This is a genomic window from Rothia terrae (assembly GCF_014705925.2).
Lineage (GTDB): Bacteria > Actinomycetota > Actinomycetes > Actinomycetales > Micrococcaceae > Rothia > Rothia terrae.
This window is the reverse complement of sequence record NZ_CP061539.1, coordinates 86910-107172: the sequence shown is the minus strand read 5'-3', so window position 1 is coordinate 107172 and position 20263 is coordinate 86910. Positions and strand designations below refer to the sequence as shown.

Here is a 20263-nt window from a genome sequence, read left to right as displayed (position 1 = left end):
CTCCCGATTACATTTAGGTTACCTTACCTCAGGGCCAATACGCGTTAAAGCAAACCGCCGAGATCCTGATTAATCGACGAGTTCCTGATTTAAAACAGGATTTCGTCGATTAATCAGGATCTCGGCGGGGAAAGAATTAGGACGCATCAGAGGGAACCCGTTCTAGGGAAAGAAAAGCCACCCCATCCTTGCTCAATGTCAACCGTAAAGGACGCGAAGATGCGCGTTGCAACAACCCAGCGCTCTCAAGCTCATCGATGTACTTTCGCGCTGTATTCTTTGACTTCGCGAGCACTCCTGCCAGAGTATCCCAATCAAGCCCCACAGAACCACCAAACAAAAATGCTTGCCCAAAAACAAAGAGAGAATCTATTGCACCTTTAGACAGGTCCTCTGCCTCATCCATAAGAGTATTCACCCGCTGACTGAGAACCTCCATGAGCTCTTTTTTAGCGTTGAAGTCCTGAATCAAATGCAACTGTGCGTCTCTCAACAACTCCAGCATCACCTGAGCAAAAAGCGTCGCATCCCCACGGTTAAGATCATTCTCAACCTCCACGAAAGCCTTATAATATTTATCTTTTTGAGTATTAATGATGTGAGATAGTGTCAACACCGTATAGGAAGAAAAAACTGCTTGTAGCTGCACGCTGAGCAGGAACCTTCCAAAGCGACCGTTACCGTCGTAGAAGGGGTGCGTTGCCTCAAACATAAAATGAGAAACTAACCTTGACACAATGAACGGCACGTCATCAGCCGATAAATGATCAAACATCGCCTTAAGCTGGCCATCGATTTTCTCTTCATCTTTAGCACCAGCGTGAATGTTTTTGCCCGCCCCATCACGAACCCACACTGGTCCAGCCCTAAACAGCTTTCCGTCAGGAACATCATCAGGCTCTATCTCATCACCTAGAAGCTGATTATAAATATAACGTACCTGTTGGGCACTCTCAGGAGCTTCTATAGCCCCCTTCGATAGCTCAAGATAAAGCCGGGCAATTTCTCTGAATCGCTTATTTTCGGACGGTTCTGCCTGTAGAGCCTCCACAATTTCTCGGCGAGTGGAGCGAACCCCTTCGATTTCGTTGGTAGCACTAATTTCTTGAGTAATGAGGTCAAAAAGATAGCTACGCTGTGCAGCCACAGGAATATCGAAAGCCAGTAATTCTAGAGCACGCTCGTTTAAAAGCACCTGCTCTTGGATGTTTAACAGTTGCGGCGTCGCTACATAAAACAAGCGGTAGTCCCCCACCGTAAAGCTAGTTTCAAACCCGACCTCTCGACGTCGTCGTTCCTCAGCCTCGGCGACCTGAGCATCAAATTGATGAAAAACTGCTTTAAGGGTCTTATATTTCCTCATATTGCTACCCCTATCTACCAAAAACCGACTGTTTTGTGGGTTAAGAGCTCATTCTACGCACTCTTTCTCACAAAAATACCCATTTTTGTGTTTTAACTACCCTGCCCACCAAATGGCGATGCGCCTTAAAGCAAACTGCCGAGATCCTGATTAATCGACGAGTTCCTGTTTTAAATCAGGATTTCGTCGATTAATCAGGATCTCGGCGGGTAAAAAGCTAAAGCTTTAGCTCGTGACAGCCTCACGCAGTGTACGCACGGTCACCGACAGTACTGCCAGGCGCGGGGGCTGCCCATCGCCGAGGGCCTCCATCTTCTGCACCTGCTCGTACATGGCATCCACGCGGCCGGTGCGTACGGGGTTCTTGGCCACCCAAGCATCCAACAGGTCGCGAGCCTCTTCGGGGGTGTCCATGGACGCGTCCAGCCCCTGCTCGCGAACCACCTTGAGCGCGAGCGCAGCCGCAATCTCGTAGAGGTCGTCGCGCAGTGCCGAACGCGCCAGGGTTTCCCAGCGGTCGGTGCGTGGCAGACGCGAGGTGATGGTGAGTAGCGCGTCGATGCGGAAGCGGTCGTAGACCGCGAAGTAGAGGTGCGCCACCTGGTCGGCGTTGAGTCCGTGCACCTCTGAGATGCGCAGGACGTCCATGAGCGCGAAGGATTCGAAAGAGCGAATCCAGATAACCAGCAACTCCTCGGGCAGGCCCCACTCTTCTGCACGGTCGCGCAGGGCGCGCACGCGGGTGCGGGTGTCTTCTGAGAGGTACTGCGGCAGGTTGGCGCGCAAAGACTTGATGGGCGCAAAGCGCTCAATCATGCCTTCGATGGGTTTACCCACCACGACGGAACGCTCAGAAATGAACCAGCGCACCAGGCGGTCAAGCACGCGCTGCCAGTCACGGATAACTGGCTGCCATGCATCCAGCGGGGTAGACGCGGGAAGGTCGCGGTGCAGCTGCGCTTCGAGCGAGATATCGAATGTTTCACGTGAAACAATGAACGCGCGGGCGATGGCATCCACCGACGCCCCGGTTTCTTCAATGACGCGGAAGACATGGGTGATACCGCCCAGGTTCACGATTTCGTTTGCGACCTGAGTGCAGATGATTTCACGGCGCAACGGGTGGGTTTCAAGGGCGTCACCAAAACGCTCAACCAGTGCCGGCGGGAAGTACTCGCGGAGCACTCCGCCGAGCCAGGGGTCATCGGCAAAGGTGGTCTTCTCAAGCTCGTGCGTGAGGTGGATCTTCACGTACGCCGCCAGCACGGACAGCTCGGGGCTGGTGAGCGTGACGCCGGTGGACGCGTAGCGGTCGCGGATTGCCTCGTCGCCGGGAATGAACTCAACGTCGCGGTTGAGGCCAGCGTTTTCTTCGAGGTCGTGGATGAGGCGAATGTAGGCCTCAACACCGGGCACTACACCCAGGCGCTCAGCCTGCAACAGCACGTTCTGCTCAACGTTGGTGCGTAGCACCTGAACACCGACGTCCTCGCGATGCGATTCGATGAAGGACGCGCGTTCGTCGGCAGACAGGCGTCCGGCAGCTACCAGGCGGTCTACGAGGATCTTGATGTTAACTTCACGGTCAGAAGTTTCCACACCTGCGGAATTATCGATAGCGTCGGTGTTAATCAGCACGCCAGCTTCAGCGGCTTCAATGCGGCCCAGCTGAGTGAAACCGAGGTTGCCACCCTCGCCCACAATCTTGGCGCGGATTTCGCCGCCATTAATGCGCAGGCCATCGTTTGCCTTATCGCCTACCTCAGCGTTGGTTTCTACCGCAGCCTTCACATAGGTGCCCACGCCGCCGTTGTAGACAAGGTCAACAGGTGCGCGCAGAATCGCCGAAATCAGCTCGGCTGGAGCCAGACGGGTAACACCCTCATCAATACCGAGTGCCTCACGAGCCTCGGGGGTGATGTCAATGAACTTAGCACCGCGGGAGTAGACGCCACCGCCAGTTGAAATCAGCTCACGGTTGTAGTCCTGCCACGATGAACGCGGGGTCTCATACAGGCGCACGCGCTCGTCGAAGGAGGTAGACGCATCCGGGTTGGGGTCGATGAAAATATCGCGGTGATCAAAGGCGGCAACCAGTCGGGTGGTGCGCGAGCGCATCATGCCGTTACCGAAGACGTCGCCGCTCATATCGCCAATTCCTACTGTGGTGAATTCTTCGCTCTGGCAGTCAATTCCCAACTCGGAGAAATGGCGCTTGATGGACTCCCAAGCGCCACGGGCGGTAATACCCATTGCCTTATGGTCATAGCCCACCGAGCCGCCAGATGCGAAAGCATCACCCAGCCAGAAGCCATATTCCTCACTAATGGAATTAGCGGTATCAGAGAAGGACGCGGTGCCCTTATCAGCCGCAACCACCAGGTAGTAGTCATCGCCATCGCGGGCAACCACACGCGGGTTATGTACCACGGTTTCAGCACCGTCAGCCTCAATAGAGAGATTGTCGGTGACATCCAGAAGTGATGAGATGAAAATCTTGTAGGACTCGCGGCCTTCAGTCATCCACGCGTCGCGGTCAAGCGCCGGGTTAGGCAGGTGCTTGGGGTAAAAACCACCCTTGGCGCCGGTGGGAATAATGACCGAGTTCTTGACCATCTGAGCCTTGACCAGACCCAGAACTTCGGTGCGGAAGTCCTCGCGGCGGTCAGACCAGCGCAAGCCACCGCGCGCAACAGAACCGAAGCGCAAGTGCACGCCTTCCACACGTGGGGAATAAACGAAAATCTCGAATTTAGGACGCGGCAACGGCGCGAAATCAATAGATTCAGGATCAACTTTGAGCGCCAGTGAGTACTTGCCGAGGTATGCGTTCGTGCGCAGAGTTGCCCAAATAACGGTGCCCATTGAGCGCAAGAAACGGTCAGCGTCCAGGGTGGGAACCTCGCTCAGGGTTGCCTCAAAATCAGCCCAGAGGGTCTCGCGTCCTTCTTCTCGTTCAGCATCGCTCAACGATAATTCCGGATTAAAGGAAATTTCGAAGAGTCGAGTCAGAATACCGGTGACCTGCGGGAATGCTAGCAGGGTGTCAGACATAAACTCCGGCGTGAAACCGCGGCCAAGCTGCACCAGGTAGTGGGTGTAAGCGCGCAAAATTGCCACCGACTGCCATGACAGCTGAGCGCTGAGAATCAGACGGTCCAGCGAGTCAGATTCGCGAACGCCCGTCAAAAATGCGTTCAGGGAATCCTCATAGATACGCTCAACAGCTTCGGCGTCTACACCCTCGGGTAGCTGCGCACCGAAGTCATAGAGCAAGAAGCTGCGGCCGTCTGCAGGGGTAATCTCGTAGGGCTTCTGGTCGATGACCGTCAGGCCCATGTTCTGCATGACAGGCAGAAGCTCAGTCAGTGTGCGCTGCTGCGAGAGGTAAGTCTTCAGGCGGGTGACGCCGTCTTTTTCAACGATGCGAATCGCGGCGGGCTTGCCGGACTCCTCGCTGAGCGACTCAAAAATTGCAACGTCTTCAACAGCATCTGTTACCTCGTAGTCAGCGCGGTAGATCATCGGCGCCGCCTCAGCCCAGTTCGATGACAGCGGGCGTCCACCATCGGTGTTCTCCAGCGCGACGCCGGTTGCCTCACCCCACGAGCGCACCGCCTGCTGCAGACGCTTTTCAATCTTGGCAGCGTCCATAGGCGGAATAACGTTGGGGTTCGTCAGACGAATACGGAAGAAGAGACGAGCCAGCGACGAGGTCGACAGGCGCACCTCAAAATCAATGTTCTGCAGGTCAATTTCTTCGCGGAACACCCGCTCAAGACGCTGACGCACCTGAGTGTTGTAGCGATCGCGCGGCAAGAAGACGACGGCTGAGACAAAGCGGCCAAAATCGTCCGGACGCAAGAAAAGGCGGGTAGTGCGACGCTCTTCAAGGCCCATGATGCCGCGGAAAATCTCGGTCAGGCTATCAACATCGGAGTGCAACAGTTCAAGGCGCGGGTAGTCCTCAATGATGCCCGCCAGCGTCTTGTCGGAGTGCGAACCGGGGTGGAAGCCCAAGCGGCGGCGCACAATAGCCACGCGCTCACGCACCAACGGGGTTTCGGACGCAGGTAGCGCGTAAGCCTGCAAGGAGAAAAGGCCGAGGATAACGTACTCACCGACGATATTGCCCTGCTCATCAAAATCACGAATACCGATGTAATCCAGGTAGTCGTGACGGTGAACAGTTGAGCGGGAATTCGCCTTGGTCATGTACATGGGCTTGGGGTCGCGCGCATTATCGCGTGCCAAACCGGTCAGCTCCACACCGTTACTCTCGGCAGAGTCCTCACCCGCACGCAAAATACCCAGGCCAGAACCGGGACGATCCACCAGAAGCATCGAGTCGGTGTTGCGCGTCAAATCACGAGCCTTCACGCCCATAAAGAGGAAGTTACCGCGCGTCAACCAGCGCAAAAACTCCTGAACGGACGCCACACGCGCCGCCGGATCAATCTCAGAGTTATACACCCCCGAGTAGAGCTCAGACCCGCCAAGGGTGATGTCCTGCAAAGAATTCATGTGCTCAGCAAGCTCGCTCACGCGCTCAGCCATCTCAACACGGTCATCGGACGCCACACGAACGTCCTCAAGAATCTCGGTAATCTCACGCTTTAGCTGCTCCTGCGCATCCGCATCAAGAACAGAGCTCAAGCGCACAGCAATCCATGACTCGATGCGCGCAGTACCGTCACCGGCGGCATCCACAATCTTCAAACTCGGCAAAGCCACGGTATCGCCCGACGCTACAGGCTGCGCCAAACCGGTCCCCTTCAAACCCGTCAACGCACCGGACGCATCGCGCTGCACAATAAACGTCGGGTGAATCAGCGTTGCAATACCACTGTAATTAGCGGCAATCTGAGCGGTCACAGAACTGACCAAAAAGCTCATATCATCGGTAGCAATTAAAAGAGTAGTGGCACCCGCACTCTCCACAACATCAACAAGAGCCTGCCCCTGTCCGCGAACCTGAGCTAACTCGCGGTGCGCAGTTGCAAGAGCAGTGATGTCCTCCCTCGAAAGATCAGAAATTTCATCTGCCGAGCAGTGCAAAACATACTGGTTAATCCAGTCCTGTTCGCCTGACCACTCAGTGATTACGCCATTGTTATCGTGCAACGTCATGCCTTTCAACTGGTTCTCACGCCTTTGTGAGCTGTAAGTGCGCCGTGCGGGCGCGTTCTGTATAAGTCTAACGCGACTGCATCGTAAACCACCAGCTAAAAAGGTAGCTGACTGTACAGTTAATCAGCAGCTCATAAACAACTGCAGACCGCACAGAAGTCCGCGCTATGAACAGCGCAAGCGCTACGTTTTAGGCACTCGTACAATAGATACAATCATGAGCTTAAAACACGAGTCATTTTTGGTGGGCCTCATTGGCGAAGGCATCACCGCATCCCTCACCCCTCCCATGCACGAGAAAGAAGCTACCCACCACGGTCTGCGCTACCTCTACCGCCCCATCGACCTCACTGCGCTAGAGCTGGACGCCGCGTCCCTGCCCGCTCTTTTAGACTCCGCCGAGCTACTTGGTTTTAACGCTTTCAACATCACTCACCCCTGCAAACAGACCGTCATGGAACACCTCGACAAGGTCTCACCCGAAGCCGCCGCCCTCGGTGCGGTCAATTCCGTAGTGCTGCGGGAAGACGGCACGCGCTTTGGAGATAACACCGACTACTCCGGGTTCTTGACGGGCATGGCGTGGGGACTGCCGCATATCACCGCAAACTCAGGACGCCTCGACACCGTAATTCAGTTGGGAACCGGCGGAGCAGGCTCAGCAACCGCCTACGCACTGCTTAAAGCAGGTACCCGCGTCCTGCACCTAGTTGACCCCGATGTTCACCGGGCACGCGACAAAGCTGCAGACCTTCAAGCTCTCTTTCCCAACGCATTCGTACAAGCCGCCGGCGTTATGGACGTCGCCGGGCTGTTGCCGCAAGCCACCGGGCTGGTCAACGCATCCCCCGTTGGAATGCACATCCACCCCGGTGCACCGCTAGATTTATCTCTCGTGCACGCGGGGCTGTGGGTTGCCGATGTCATCTACCTGCCACAAGAAACCCCGCTCATTGCGCACGCCCGAAAAGTCGGATGCGACGTCCTCCCCGGCGGCTACATGGCAGTGGGGCAAGCAGTGGATGCGCTACGACTTTTCGCCGGAATAGAGCCGGACGCGGCACGCATGCGAGCGCACTTTGAATCCCTGATCGCCAACCGCGACAAAACTGCACTTTAACCCGGTTTTTACCCACAGCAGGTGGGTTAAAGTGCAGTCTCGGCGCGGGTAGTAAACTAAAACAATTCACCTCGCACCCTACGAATTCCCGCACGAAAGGCACCCGCACATGGCTCAAGATACCGGCATCAAAGAAAACGCCTACCTGTTGGCACGCACCTACGGCTGGGAACTGGAGTATAACGGCGGGTTAGAGCTCGACGGCGAGTTTGTGGATGACGCTGACCTCTCACGCACCTACACCGTGCAAGGCGTCCAACGCCGCTACGTGCTGAACCTCAGCTTCGCAGACACCACCGCCTACGGCTTCATGCTCATGGAAGAGCCCGATCAGCCTGCCACCAGCACCCCGTCAGCTTTTGGCACGCAGGTGTTCGTGCCCGCATCCAGCGAGGGCGAGATGATTGCAGAACGTCACGGCTTCACATCGCCCGGAAAGATGGTGAGCGCAGCCGAGGATGCGCTGACGGCACTGATGAAGAAGGTTGGCTAACCCCTGGCGATTCGCTCACCGCAAGTACTTAAAGTCCCAGCGGATGAGCGCAACTCTAGGGGTTAGGTGTTACCGGTCAATCTCAGCCAGCGGCAGATGCGCGGTCTCACGCACGCGCGAAGCCACTAAGGCAACTAGCAGACCAACCACTGCCACGAAGGACGCCGGCCCCACCCATCCGGTCAGGTTTTCGCCGGACAGCGCGGTAGCAGCAGCCGGAGCCACGCCACCTGAGACCGCAAAACCAATCTGGGTGCCCAGCGCCAAACCCGTGACGCGCACGCGAGTGGGGAACATTTCGGCGTAGAAAGAGGGCCAAATACCGTTCGCCATCGAGTAGAAACCACCGTGCATGAGTACGCCGCACAGGAAGATTCCCAGCACGCTACCGGAGTGAATGGACCACAGGTAGGGCACCATCATGAAGGACGCCAGCAACGCGCCGCCGATGAAGACCGGCTTGCGTCCTACCCTGTCTGACAGACGCGCAAACAGCGGAATGGCGAGCAGCCCTAAACCGTTGGATGCGACGGGCACCCACAGCATCATGCCGCGATCAAGCCCGATGCCGTTGGTCGCGTAGGAAAGCGCGAAGGTTGTGAACACCATGTTGACGGTGTTGACCATGGCGCACAGCGCAACGGTGAGAACAGCGGTCTTGTGCGCTGAAAAAACGTCGCGCAGCGGGGTGGTCTTTTTAACCTGAACCTGCTGCATTGCCTGGGTGAAAGCGGGCGGCTCTTCAAGACGTCGACGAATCAACCATGCCGCAACCACCACAACCGCCGAAAGCCAGAAAGGCACGCGCCAGCCCCAGCTGAAAAGCTGATCCTCAGGCAGTGCCGCGAAAGGAATAAACACAGCGGTCGCAAGCAAGGAGCCAAACTGCGTGCCCTGCAGCGTCCAGCTGGTGGTGAAAGCGCGGGATTTATCGTTGGCGTGTTCTAGCGACATTGAAATCGCGGACGCCTGCTCCCCCGAGGCTGACAGGCCCTGAAGGACGCGGCACGCCACCAGCAAGATAGGCGCCCAGATTCCGGCGGTGTCGTAGGTGGGCAGGCATCCGATAGCGAAGGTCGCAAAACCCATCATGAACAGCGTCAGCATGAGCACGAACTTACGTCCGAATCTATCGCCGAGAGGCCCCATAATTATTGCACCCAGCGGACGCACCACGTATGCAACGCCCACCGCCACCATGGACTTGAGGGTCGCTGCCGCGGGTGAATCGCCCGGGAAGAAAATGTGGTTGAGAACCACAGCCGCCGCCGTGCCGTACACGGCAAAGTCATAATATTCGAGGGCAGACCCAATCCAGCTCGCCCACGCAGCACGGCGTGGATGTTTAGCGGGGGCTGAAAGCGTCTGAGACATACCCTGTTCCTCTTCTGTTGCACCACTGTGAAGGGGATGCGGCGGCAAAAGTTATTGAGTCAGTCTAAAAACCCGCGCGGGGCTAGTCAAAATATGAACAAGAAATAGTCATTATGTGACCGATTCGCTGACATAAACGGGTTTTCTTGCCTGAAAAACCGGGTGCAGGGTGAGAACTAGATCCCGTACATCTTTTTGATGTAGGCACCGTAGAGCTTTTTATAGAGTACCGGCGAGACTTTGAGGAGGACCGCCGCGGCACCAAAAACAACGGAAGGTGCACGGAAGACGTTGAGGATTTGAGCCCACGATATTTCACGGCGGCACTGCTTAATGACGCGGTTGCTTTCCTCAGTGCCAGCAACCAGTGCCTGCTGCGCCGTGTTCAAGAAAGTGAGCACCCACGAAACGTCGTAGGCTCGTTTACCTTCAGCGGTTTGCACGACCGCCCCGGCAGCGTCCTTCATGTGAGCCATGAGCGCGCGACTTTCAGCAACCGGGGTGATCTTGCCCCAGGTCAGACCGCCAGCATCCACGGTGTAGTTGTACAGGGCGTCCTTGATGAGCTTTACACTGCGCGCCTGCGCGTAGGCACCGGCGACAACTACCTGGTCTTCAGCGCGGTGAATATCCTCGGGAAAACGCAGGTTTTTAAAGAGGGACGCGCGGAAGATCTTGTCCCACACATACGGGGTGAACTTGTCTTTGAGCAGGGTAGTCAGCGCTTCATCGCCGCTATAGATGCCGGGCTCACCGCGGCGACGCTCACGGTTTTTACCACCGGCCTCAATCAGGATGTGCGCGCACGCCACCACGTCAATATTTTCTGCACCGCTGTCAGCACCTGCTGCCGCGTGCATGGTTGCCAGAAAATCCGGGGCAAACGCATCGTCCGAGTCGAGGAAGGCAACCCACTGCCCGCGCATATTATCGAGCCCCTGATTACGCACCGCAGACACCCCCTTATTCACGGGGTTATCAAACACGCGCACACGCTCATCGGGGTGCGCCGCCAGAAAATCAGCGATGCGCGCGGACGCATCATCGGGCGAAGCGTCAATCATCACTAACAGCTCAAAATCGGTGTCAATCTGCGCCAGCACCGACTCAATCGACGCCACAACGCGGGTGCCTGTGTTGTAAACCGGCATAATAATTGATGTACGCGGGGTGCTCATATAACCTCACTTAGCAGGTAGTATCAAGGCAATCATAACCGTCAGAAGGAATACCGAAACTGTGACTTCGCCACGAACTTCGATCATCATGCCCGTCTATAAAACACGAGACCGGGTCATTCACGCTATTGAAAGTGTACTAGCGCAGACCGACCCTGACTTTGAGCTCCTCGTGCTCAACGACGGCTCCCCCGATGACTCCGCGACAGTTATCAACGACTACCTGACGCAGAACCCGGATGCGCGCATCCGCTTCTTCAACAACGAAACCAACCGTGGCGTCTCTGCTGCACGCAACCAGGGGCTGGACGAAGCCCGCGGGCAGTGGATTGCCTTCCTCGATTCCGACGACGCCTTCCGCCCGCACTTTCTCGAAAACCTGCACCGCCACGCGTCCGAACACGGCGCGGACATTGTCACCAGCGTCCTATCAATCGTAAAGCCGGACGGTTCGGTCAACGACCGCCCTGCCTCACCGCTTGAGGCCATGGACGGTGAAGACGCCGCCTACCGCCTGCTCATGGGCAAGGGCGTCACCCCCTACGTCTGCGACAAGATTGTGCGCGCACCCCTCTTTGAAGGAGTGCGTTTTCCCGCTGACATTCACCGCGGGGAGGACGCTCTGACCACCCTCGCGCTGTGTCTGCGCGCGGACAAGCTCGTGGCAGCACCCGAAGTTCAGTACGAGTATCTCATGGACACCGGCGGGCTCACCTGGGGACGCGTGACCTCCATTGACGAGTCCATGCGCCTGATGAACGCGCAGAAGAATCTGCTGGGTGAGCGCATTAGTACCGAGCGCGGCAAAAAAGCCTTCGACACCTCGTGGATCATCACCTTCCTCAACAGCTCCCAGCAGGCACTGTTCAACAGCACCGCCGACGGCAAACAAACCTTGGCGCGCAACCGCAAACTCATCACTTGGAAGCAGGTGTTCAACATCCGCGACGTCAACACCATGTTCTTCGTGGCAGCGTCCCTACTGAAGATCTCACCGTGGCTCTACCGCAAGGTCTATGGTCTCTACATCAAGCGGACGTACGGGCTATAAATATTCCCTCAACACAATCGTGGGGTGCTTTCTGCTGTGAAAGCCCCCCACGATTTTTATATGCCTCCTCAGCAATAAGATTTATTTACAAACGCCTAGAAGCCCTACCCAAACGCAGCGGGGCGCTCCTATGAGTAAACCTCAACAGGCGCACTATGGCGCGAACGCACAACGGATTTGATGCCCGCAAGGTGCACCATAAAGCCAATGAGAGGCCCGGCGTACAAAGAAATCAACGCCCGCGTAATGACGTCAAAGGGCAGGATAAACAGAAGAACGATAGAAACTACCGCAGCCACTGCCCAACCCAAAACATATACACGGTGAGCATTTAGCGCGAGAGAAGCAGTACCCGTCAAAACAATGAGCGCCAAGATAGCAGACGCAAAAGTCAGCAGACCCAGCAACCACCCGTGCACAATATCCTGATAAACAACCTGTTTGAGGTCAGAGTTAGGCGCATAAATAAGCGTAAACAGCCAAGGGCCAATGAGTGCCGCCAATAAGCCACCCACAGCACCCACCGCTAAGAACAAAGCGGAAGGCTTAACGAGTGCTGCAATCGGCCGATGCTGCTGTTTTAAGAAAGCTGCAATCGCAACGCCTTGAAATGCCTGAAGAGGCATCATGATAGGCGAACGACAGATAGAAATCATCAGCACTAGAACCGCAACCAAAGTTTTAGAGTACTCTGAGCTCTCGCCACGAGTACTGGACTCCAAAAATAGAGGAAAGCCCACCACCAGAACGGAATATGCGATGGAAGACCCCATCGCTAAGAGAATATTGCGGCTAAGCTTCTTCGCTCCTACATCCGCACGAGCGCCCAACGCTCGACGCGCGTCCTTGAAAAGTAGTGAGCAAACAACCCACACAAAGATAGGGCTAACAGCAGCAGCTTCAAGGCCGATGAGACTTCCTGAAATCAGGGCAACAGCTGCCATGGCGACCAGACGCCACACAGCCTCGCCACCAGAAATACCGGCGAAGAGATACCAAGATTTTTGCGCTGCAGCACTGCCTGTCATTGATGGTTGAACAGCATAAAAAATAACGCTCACAGCAATGAGAAAAACACCGATCATTGGAGCTGTTTTCATCTTGTCAGGTGCCCACAGAGGTGATGAGACCGCCGCAATTATAGCCACTAAAAGACCAAAACCGACCGACACTACAGCTACACGAGCACCGTTAGTAATCCTATTTAGTCGCGCATTGCCTACTGCACGAGTTACTTCCTGTTGCAAGCTACCGATGATGCCGTAAATCAAAAATAGAGCAGACCAGAACATCAGGAACTCATTGAGTTCTTCGCCACCCAGTACTCTATTCGCAATAAAGGTAGTAATGAAAACAGATGCTGCCGCGATGATTGAGCTCAGCAAGATCGCCATCGACTGCACTTTTGTGATGGTGGGGGAATCATCAACCACCGGGTTTTTCTGGGTATCAGCCACAGGTTCCTACCATTTCTGCGCCCTTATTGAGCCTTTACGTACTGCAGGTGCAGTATTCGTCCTACATAAAAGCGGCTGACCGCCCTGCCCGCGTTGGGCAAGCCGCTCAGCCGCTTTGCTGCATCAAAATTTATTTGACGATGTGGTTTGCGAGGTTCTTGACACCGTTCCACTTCTTCGCCATTGCTGCCTTGGGCAGCAGGGTTGCTGCGTGCATGCGTGATGAGAAGTGCAGGCGAGCTACCTTAGCTGCCTTGTTCCAACCGCGTGCTTCCATTTCGCGCGCGATGGTTTCAAAGTAGGTGCGTTCCTCATCAAAGCGGGTGCCTTCAAGAGCTCGCCATGATGAGTCGGATGCCTTGTGGCGGCGGTACATGAAAGCGACGGCTTCATCGTAGTATAGTGAGCCACCGTGTGCTGCAACGTCCAGCACCAGAGCCATATCCTGAACAACGTTCAGGCCTTCACGGAAGCCCAGACCAACGATGGTTTCTGCTCGCCAGCCCAGTGAGGGGAAGTATAGCCAGTCGCCGCGCAGAATTGAAACAGCGAGGTCCTCACCGGAAAGCTCGGTGGTGCCGTTGGGGCGGTAGTACGCCTTGGTCTTCTCCACCAGGGTGTTGGAGAGCGCGTTGTTTTCGTCGATGACAACGCAACCGGGCTGGAAAATCTTAGCCTGCGGGTGAGCTTCTGCCGCCTGCACAAACCACTCAACGTAGTTAGGGAGCATGACGTCATCCGCGCCCATCACGGTCACAAGCTCGTTCTCAACAAAGGTCAGAGCCTTGGTGTAGTTACCGTTAGCGCCCAGGTTCTTCTCATTGCGCATGTAGGTGATGCGCTCATCGTTCAGGGACTCAAACCAGCCGGGAATGGAGTCATCAGGGTAGCCGTCGTCCACAACAATCAGACGCCAGTCCGGGTTGGTCTGGCCCAGCACAGAGTGAACTGCCTGCTTCATGAAGTCAACGTCGCCGTAGTACGGGAAAAGAATATCGACGGTCAAGAGATCTCCTGATATTAGATAAGAACGTTTGTTTTAAAGTTTAGGTGACTGAGGGGCATCAGAGTCAGCTTTGACGCTGGCTGATTTCTTCATTTCAGCCGGTGAACCCTGCTCCTGGGACGCTCGTAGAATCGCGATTTCCTCAGCGAGCGTGCGGGTTTCGTCCGAAATTTTTGAGACCTCTAAGGTTAAGTGCATGCACACACCAATGAGCATGACGATTGCCAGCAAGAACAGCAGATTCACGGGCATAACAACGCCGGTAAAATCAGCCAGCCCCCACAGAAGCACGGGGAAGACGGCCAAAACAATAATGACGGCAGAGACAATCAGCCACAGCGCGGCGTACTTTTCTTTCATTTTCTGGTTGCGAACCTGCACCAGCACCATCACAAAAATGACGAGTGAAAGAATCAGAAAGAATATGTTCGACGGCATTACTGCACCTCATCCGATGTCTTTTTACGGGTCATTGAAATGGCGAAGGCAAAGAAAGAACGCACCAGGTAAATAGCGGATTTAAGCGGACCAGACGACGGCGTACCCGCCTGACGTTCGCGCATCTCAACGGGCACCTGAATGACCTTGCATCCGGAGCGGATAGCCATCACGGTCGAGTCAATGGTGTCACCCAAATACTCCGCCGGAAAGAAGTCGCAATACTGCTGAATACCCTTGCGGTTCACAGCCCTAAAACCACTGGTGACATCCGTAAATTTCTCACCAGAAATCCTAGTGAACAAGAAAGAAAGTAGACCCATCGCCCACTTACGCGGACCTTTCACCTTGTAATTAGTGGACTCCGCAAAACGCGAGCCAATCACAATATCGGCATGATCCAAACCAGCAATCAGAACATCAATATATTCCGGCGGATGCTGACCGTCCGCGTCCATCTGCATCGCAACGTCGTAGCCCATACGACGCGCGTACTTATAACCGGTGCGCATCGCCGCGCCAACACCCATGTTGTACGGCAGGTCAATAACAAACGCCCCGCACTCTCTCGCAACAGCGGAGGTGTTATCTGTAGAACCGTCATTGATAACTACAAGGTCCACCCACGGCGTCTTTGCGCGCAGGTCAGCGATGCTGCTAGGCAATGATTCTTCTTCATTCCACGCAGGCATGATGACCAGGACGCGCGGGCGACCCTGGCGAGCAGGCTGTAGCATCGGTGAAGCTCCCAAAATATCTAACACATCTCACTGTGCACCGTGGCACAACGAATCGTTGCTAGTTTAGCAGTTCATACCGAGTAATCGCTGAGTAAAACCTCAGAGAGCCTCTCCAGTAGCGACGAAAGATAAGTTACACTGACGGTTTATTCACAGGCAGTAATTTTGTATAGGGTAGCGCCACCGGAATGATAGACCGGCTCCACAAGATCACTGTCGACAAACTTGTCGAAGCTGGTGTACCACCCCTGGTGATTCATGCCATTAACTTCTTTCCAACCAAACCAGAGGAAGTAATCGATATTGTCCCGCTCAAGAATTTTACAAACCTTGGGGTCAGTTTTTGCCTTATCAAGATTGTGGTACATATACCAATCATCGCTAGTCATAGATGAGAGTGTGTGATACACAGTAACTTTTCGGTCAGCCATCGCATATGCAAGGGCACCGCCATTGAACGCTGATACTACAATCTCGCTATCTTCAGGCACATATTTGTCTATATTCTCCAAGACGTTGTACTCGTCGGGGGTCAGTAGTGGCGACTCGAGGGTGGGTTCATATAAAGCGCGTGATGCGTGCAAGTAGTTATTGAGCGGTGCAGCAGTTTGCATCACGGTACCGAGAATAATCACTGCCAAGGCACCAAGAACCGTCGCCACCAGGCCGTGCTCACGCAGGCGTCCTTTAAAGCGGGACAAATCTGCGCCTACCAGTTTGTCAGCGAGCAAAGTACTCAGCTGATGTACACCGTAAGCCACAAACGCAAGCGTCACAATGGGCACAAGAGCAGCTAGGCGGAAGGAGTCGTGGTACCACACGCCCACCACCTCGTAGCGTCCGTCTTCCCACGCCAGTGAGCGAACAGCCACATAGTAGTACGCGAGTACGCCCCACATACCCAGCACCCAGTACAGGCGGTTGCGGCATTTAATCAGGAAGAAAATACCAATCAACGACAGGATAGTAACAGCCCACAGCGGCTTAGAGGTGAGGGCTTCGTTAGTGAGCATCCCACCCAGAGCTTCACCCTGAGAAGACTGCGGATGCCACATCTCACCAGCTTCTTTAGCGGGACGAACGATCTCCCACAGGTAGCTAATGAGGTAGAAGATACCGGCAATAACCACGGTCTGTAACGCCACAACCCACCACGGGGTTTCCTTCTTTACAGCGGCAATAATCTGCAGAACGACGCGCGCAATAAAGATGGGCATAATCAGCACGAGCATGGACATCACCGCGTTGGGGTGCGCCAGCGCAATGCCAAGAGCCACAAACAGACCAAGGAACAGCGACTGGGTAGTCGCCAGGTAACGAACCAGACCCACGCGGAAGAGCTGCGCCATCATGCCAATACCTACCGGCAACAGCGCGTACCCCAGCAAGTTGGGGTAGAGAACGCCGAAGTAAATTAGCGAGAACGGGAAGGACGACATGCTCGCCGCAGCGATACCGGTGAGCATAAGCGCAACCGGGTTGGCACGAAAAATACTGCGCACCATGTACATGACAGACAGCGGCCAAACTACACCGGCAACCGCCATAGCGAACGCGTTAGTCGCCACCGGAATAGATGCACCAGAATGCATAAATACTAGTGAAACAAAGTCATGCCACGCCAAGGGATAGAAAGTTGCAGGCCCACCACCCGAGGTCATGTTCGCAACAAACAGCGCTGACCCATTGTTATGATCCACGATGTAACGCACCGCGTTCAGGTGAAAATTGTTATCCCAAGTCTGCGAAATCCAGTCAGGCGCACCGATACCGCGCGCAGTATTTCGCAGCGTCAGCAAGGAGCCAATAGCCACCGAGGCATACAACCACGCCTGCTGCTTGATATTCCACGTCATGGGGGTGCGCACAATGGTGCTACCCAGCTGACGCTTATACGGCGCATCCAGCAACCCCAGCTTATTCAGACCGAAAGTCACCACAAAACCGAGCGCCGCCACAATGAAAGCAAACACCAGCGGAACCCACAGCGACCAGCCAACACCCACCATCGGGGCAATAATCGCGCTGATAGCAAGCACAGCAACAGAAACCGGAGGAGCAATAGCAACCGCATCAAAACCGCGCAGGCGCACAGCGGTGGTGACTAAAAGACCGGGCACGAACAGCAACAACAGTCCCATGAGAAAGGGGACGAGAATAGCCAGCCAGCTCATAGCGCTCCTTCGGATGGGTGTAAGCCCATCAGCTTTCCTTGCATAACCTAAAAATTCTATAGCCTAAGCCGGGGTTTTCGCGGTGGAGTTCCTGAGAATCTAGTCATAATTCAACCCCTCTTTTAAACGCCGAGATCCTGGTTTATCGACGAAATTCTGTTTTAAATCAGGATTTCGTCGATAAACCAGGATATCGGCGGGGAGATGAGGTGGTTACCCCCTACATCAAGGACGCGACGCCGAACACCGCAGCGGCGAGCGCGAAGCCGCAGATGCCGATGAGGGTTTCGAGGACCGTCCAGGTTTTGAGGGTGGTTTTCTCGTCCAGGTTGAAGAAGCGGCTGATGAGCCAGAAGCCGGAGTCGTTGAAGTGTGAGAGGATGACTGATCCTGCTGCCACTGCTACGACGAGGGCTGCCAGTTGCACGCTGTTGTAACCGGCAGCTTCTACGCCGGGTGCGATAAGGCCTGCGGTGGTGGTGAGTGCGACGGTTGCTGAGCCCTGTGCCACGCGCAAGATTCCTGAGATGAGGAAACCTGCGAGAATCAGCGGTACACCGATATCGCCGAGCACGTCGGTGAGTGCTGCGCCGATGCCTGAGGTGCGCAGGACGCCGCCGAACATACCGCCGGCGCCGGTAATCAGGATGACGGAGCAGACGGCGGGTAGTGCACTTTCCATGGTGTGTTGCATGTGGATTTTGTGCAGTCCGCGTTTGGTGCCGAGCACGTACATGGCGACGAGGGTGGTAATCAGTAGTGCGACGGGGGTTTCACCGAGCATACGCAGGGCTTGGAACCAGGTTTGGTCGCGCACGGAGCCGTCGAGCAGGGTTGAGGTTGCCAGGGTATTCAGGCCGGTGTTCATGAAGATGAGGATCATGGGTAGCAGAAGAACCATGAGGACGGTGCCGAATGCGGGCGGGTTCTGGGGGTCGTCTTGCGGTTCTTCTTGGCCGAGGATGGCGGGTACGGGCACATTGTAGCGCTTGCCGGCAACTTTACTGAAGAGGTAGACGGCAACATACCAGGTGGGGATTGCGATAATCAGGGCAACGAGCAGTAGGACGCCGACGTTGGCGTTGAAGAATGCTGCAGCTGAGACCGGACCGGGGTGCGGCGGTACGAAGACGTGCATGACAGAGAACGCGCCAGCGACGGGCAGTCCGTAGAGCAACATGGAGCCGCCAACCCAGCGTGCCACGGAGAACATGATCGGTAGCATCACCACAAGGCCGGCGTCGAAGAATATGGGAAAGCCGAAGAGCATGGATGCGACGCCGAGGGCGATGGGCGCGCGTTTTTCACCGAAGACGTCGATGAGTTTCATAGCTAGCACATGTGCACCACCGGAGGTTTGAATAAGGATGCCGAGCATCGAGCCTAGGCCCACGAGCAGGGCGACGGATGCGAGTGTGCCGCCAAAACCGTCCAGTAGTACGGGCACTACCTGTAGTACGGGAATGCCGGTGGCGATCGCGGTGATCAGGCTGATGAGAATCAGCGAGGGGAATGCGTGGAGTTTGAGCTTGATAATTAGCAAAAGTAGAAGCGCAATGGCGCCTGCGGCGATGGCGAGCAGGGGGCCTGCGGTCAGTGTTTGTGACCAGCCTTCAATTTCCATAGGGGTGTCTTTCTAGAGTGAATGTGGAATGTCTATTGGTGCATCCAGCAGTTGCTTACTGACCCGCCAGGAACAACTTTCAGCGAGCAGTCCCTCTCGACCGATTCGCTTCGCTCATATGACGATTCACGCCAGTCCCGATACCAGCTCGCTTTTTGCTGTTCCTGTCGGTGGATACCCGTGAACAAACCTTTTACGGTGTGTAATTACAAAAAATTTAGGACGCGACGCCGGATTCAGCGGTCAGGTAGGTGCGCGCACCGGTCACCGCGTCGGCAATTACTTGGTTTTTAGTGCCGGCAATATCAACCACGAAACCGAGCTCATCATCGGTGAGAGCTTCAAGGGTTTCGTACTGTGAGTCCAGCAAAGAGACGGGCATAAAGTGCCCCTGTCGGTGCTTCATGCGCTCAGCGATAATTTCTTTCTCACCGGCGAGGTGAACAAAAACCACGCGTCCGGCAGCTGACCGCAAAATATCGCGGTACTGCTTTTTCAGTGCGGAACACGAGACCACGGTGTTCTGCCCCTGTTGCGCCTCGGATGTCATCCACTGCGCAATGGTGTGTAGCCAGGGTTCGCGGTCGTGATCGTTCAGCGGGATGCCGGCGCTCATCTTGTCGACATTTGCTTGCGGATGCAGATCGTCACCCTCCGCGAATTCCAGATTGAACTCGCGGGCAAGTGCCTGGGCAACCGTGGTTTTTCCGGTGCCGCTGACCCCCATGACAACTAGGTGAGTGTTCTTCGTTGAAGCGTTCATCTTTCAACAGTAACCCAGGGCCTCGTGAGAAATTGACGAATTTTCGCTCTCTCTAGGGCAAACAGCGGTGAATAATCAGCCAGATTGTGGAACATACGGTAACTCTCGAGCTCCATTCGGTAAAGTCGTAGCCTGCGACGAGGGCAAGGGTGGCGTCCAACAACGCAACATCCGCTCATTTGTTACACCGCTTAGCCAAAAACCGTGCAATGTGTCGCCACCCCAGGCCATAACCATACGTCCGCACGTTTTTATGGCGCGAAATCACCATAATAAGACGAGCAAGACACCCGCGCGCGTCACAAAGTTACACCGTTGACTCATTACTTCATCTCATAGATTTTTTATCTAC

Annotated in this window: 14 protein-coding genes; 3 read left to right on the top strand and 11 right to left on the bottom strand. The window is 55.3% G+C overall.

Annotated features, from left to right (window positions below; translation table 11 throughout):
- Window positions 1-136 precede the first annotated feature (136 nt).
- Entirely contained in the window at window positions 137-1363 is a 1227-nt protein-coding gene (locus tag IDM49_RS00525; protein WP_190724645.1) for a Fic family protein, read from the bottom strand.
- Window positions 1364-1588: 225 nt separating this feature from the next.
- The gene (locus IDM49_RS00520) at window positions 1589-6487 is read right to left on the bottom strand and encodes an NAD-glutamate dehydrogenase (protein ID WP_228008118.1); all 4899 of its coding nucleotides are present in this window, start codon (window positions 6485-6487) and stop codon (window positions 1589-1591) included.
- Window positions 6488-6710: 223 nt separating this feature from the next.
- Here IDM49_RS00520 and IDM49_RS00515 point away from each other — a divergent pair, with 223 nt between their 5' ends.
- Both IDM49_RS00515 and IDM49_RS00510 read left to right on the top strand, forming a co-directional pair.
- Window positions 6711-7613, top strand: a complete 903-nt coding sequence (locus tag IDM49_RS00515; protein WP_190724643.1) for a shikimate dehydrogenase — start codon at window positions 6711-6713, stop codon at window positions 7611-7613.
- Between the two features lie 109 nt (window positions 7614-7722).
- Window positions 7723-8106 (top strand): hypothetical protein, encoded by a 384-nt coding sequence (locus IDM49_RS00510; protein WP_168615231.1) that lies wholly within the window; start codon window positions 7723-7725, stop codon window positions 8104-8106.
- A 69-nt stretch (window positions 8107-8175) separates the two neighbouring features.
- On the opposite strand, the gene IDM49_RS00505 is transcribed toward IDM49_RS00510, so the two are convergent.
- Both IDM49_RS00505 and IDM49_RS00500 read right to left on the bottom strand, forming a co-directional pair.
- Window positions 8176-9480, bottom strand: coding sequence for an MFS transporter (locus IDM49_RS00505; RefSeq protein ID WP_190724642.1), 1305 nt, complete (start codon window positions 9478-9480; stop codon window positions 8176-8178).
- Window positions 9481-9656: 176 nt separating this feature from the next.
- Window positions 9657-10658, bottom strand: coding sequence for a glycosyltransferase family 2 protein (locus IDM49_RS00500; protein ID WP_190724641.1), 1002 nt, complete (start codon window positions 10656-10658; stop codon window positions 9657-9659).
- Window positions 10659-10719: 61 nt separating this feature from the next.
- On the opposite strand from IDM49_RS00500, the gene IDM49_RS00495 reads away from it, so the two are divergent.
- A complete protein-coding gene (locus IDM49_RS00495; RefSeq protein ID WP_190724640.1) occupies window positions 10720-11709 on the top strand; it encodes a glycosyltransferase family 2 protein in 990 nt (329 codons plus the stop codon).
- 128 nt (window positions 11710-11837) lie between these two features.
- On the opposite strand, the gene IDM49_RS00490 is transcribed toward IDM49_RS00495, so the two are convergent.
- The 7 genes from IDM49_RS00490 to IDM49_RS00460 form a co-directional block, all read right to left on the bottom strand.
- Window positions 11838-13166, bottom strand: coding sequence for a polysaccharide biosynthesis protein (locus tag IDM49_RS00490; RefSeq protein WP_190724639.1), 1329 nt, complete (start codon window positions 13164-13166; stop codon window positions 11838-11840).
- Between the two features lie 130 nt (window positions 13167-13296).
- Entirely contained in the window at window positions 13297-14172 is an 876-nt protein-coding gene (locus IDM49_RS00485; protein ID WP_168615226.1) for a glycosyltransferase family 2 protein, read from the bottom strand.
- Window positions 14173-14205: 33 nt separating this feature from the next.
- A complete protein-coding gene (locus tag IDM49_RS00480; protein ID WP_190724638.1) occupies window positions 14206-14610 on the bottom strand; it encodes a DUF2304 domain-containing protein in 405 nt (134 codons plus the stop codon).
- Entirely contained in the window at window positions 14610-15347 is a 738-nt protein-coding gene (locus IDM49_RS00475; RefSeq protein ID WP_168615262.1) for a glycosyltransferase family 2 protein, read from the bottom strand. The genes IDM49_RS00480 and IDM49_RS00475 overlap by 1 nt, the downstream gene beginning before the upstream one ends.
- Window positions 15348-15496: 149 nt before the next feature.
- The gene (locus IDM49_RS00470; RefSeq protein WP_190724637.1) at window positions 15497-17524 is read right to left on the bottom strand and encodes a DUF6541 family protein; all 2028 of its coding nucleotides are present in this window, start codon (window positions 17522-17524) and stop codon (window positions 15497-15499) included.
- A gap of 220 nt (window positions 17525-17744) precedes the next feature.
- Window positions 17745-19148, bottom strand: a complete 1404-nt coding sequence (locus IDM49_RS00465; protein ID WP_190724636.1) for a GntP family permease — start codon at window positions 19146-19148, stop codon at window positions 17745-17747.
- A gap of 217 nt (window positions 19149-19365) precedes the next feature.
- Window positions 19366-19911: a gluconokinase gene (locus IDM49_RS00460; protein WP_190724635.1), complete on the bottom strand. Its 546-nt coding sequence runs from the start codon at window positions 19909-19911 to the stop codon at window positions 19366-19368.
- Window positions 19912-20263 lie beyond the last annotated feature (352 nt).

Excerpts from the sequence above, each read along its gene's own strand:
- IDM49_RS00525 (WP_190724645.1), bottom strand. The coding sequence starts at position 1,363 with ATGAGGAAATATAAGACCCTTAAAGCAGTTTTTCATCAATTTGATGCT.
- IDM49_RS00515 (WP_190724643.1), top strand. The coding sequence starts at position 6,711 with ATGAGCTTAAAACACGAGTCATTTTTGGTGGGCCTCATTGGCGAAGGC.
- IDM49_RS00510 (WP_168615231.1), top strand. The coding sequence starts at position 7,723 with ATGGCTCAAGATACCGGCATCAAAGAAAACGCCTACCTGTTGGCACGC.
- IDM49_RS00505 (WP_190724642.1), bottom strand. The coding sequence starts at position 9,480 with ATGTCTCAGACGCTTTCAGCCCCCGCTAAACATCCACGCCGTGCTGCG.
- IDM49_RS00500 (WP_190724641.1), bottom strand. The coding sequence starts at position 10,658 with ATGAGCACCCCGCGTACATCAATTATTATGCCGGTTTACAACACAGGC.
- IDM49_RS00480 (WP_190724638.1), bottom strand. The coding sequence starts at position 14,610 with ATGCCGTCGAACATATTCTTTCTGATTCTTTCACTCGTCATTTTTGTG.
- IDM49_RS00475 (WP_168615262.1), bottom strand. The coding sequence starts at position 15,347 with ATGCTACAGCCTGCTCGCCAGGGTCGCCCGCGCGTCCTGGTCATCATG.
- IDM49_RS00470 (WP_190724637.1), bottom strand. The coding sequence starts at position 17,524 with ATGAGCTGGCTGGCTATTCTCGTCCCCTTTCTCATGGGACTGTTGTTG.
- IDM49_RS00465 (WP_190724636.1), bottom strand. The coding sequence starts at position 19,148 with ATGGAAATTGAAGGCTGGTCACAAACACTGACCGCAGGCCCCCTGCTC.
- IDM49_RS00460 (WP_190724635.1), bottom strand. The coding sequence starts at position 19,911 with ATGAACGCTTCAACGAAGAACACTCACCTAGTTGTCATGGGGGTCAGC.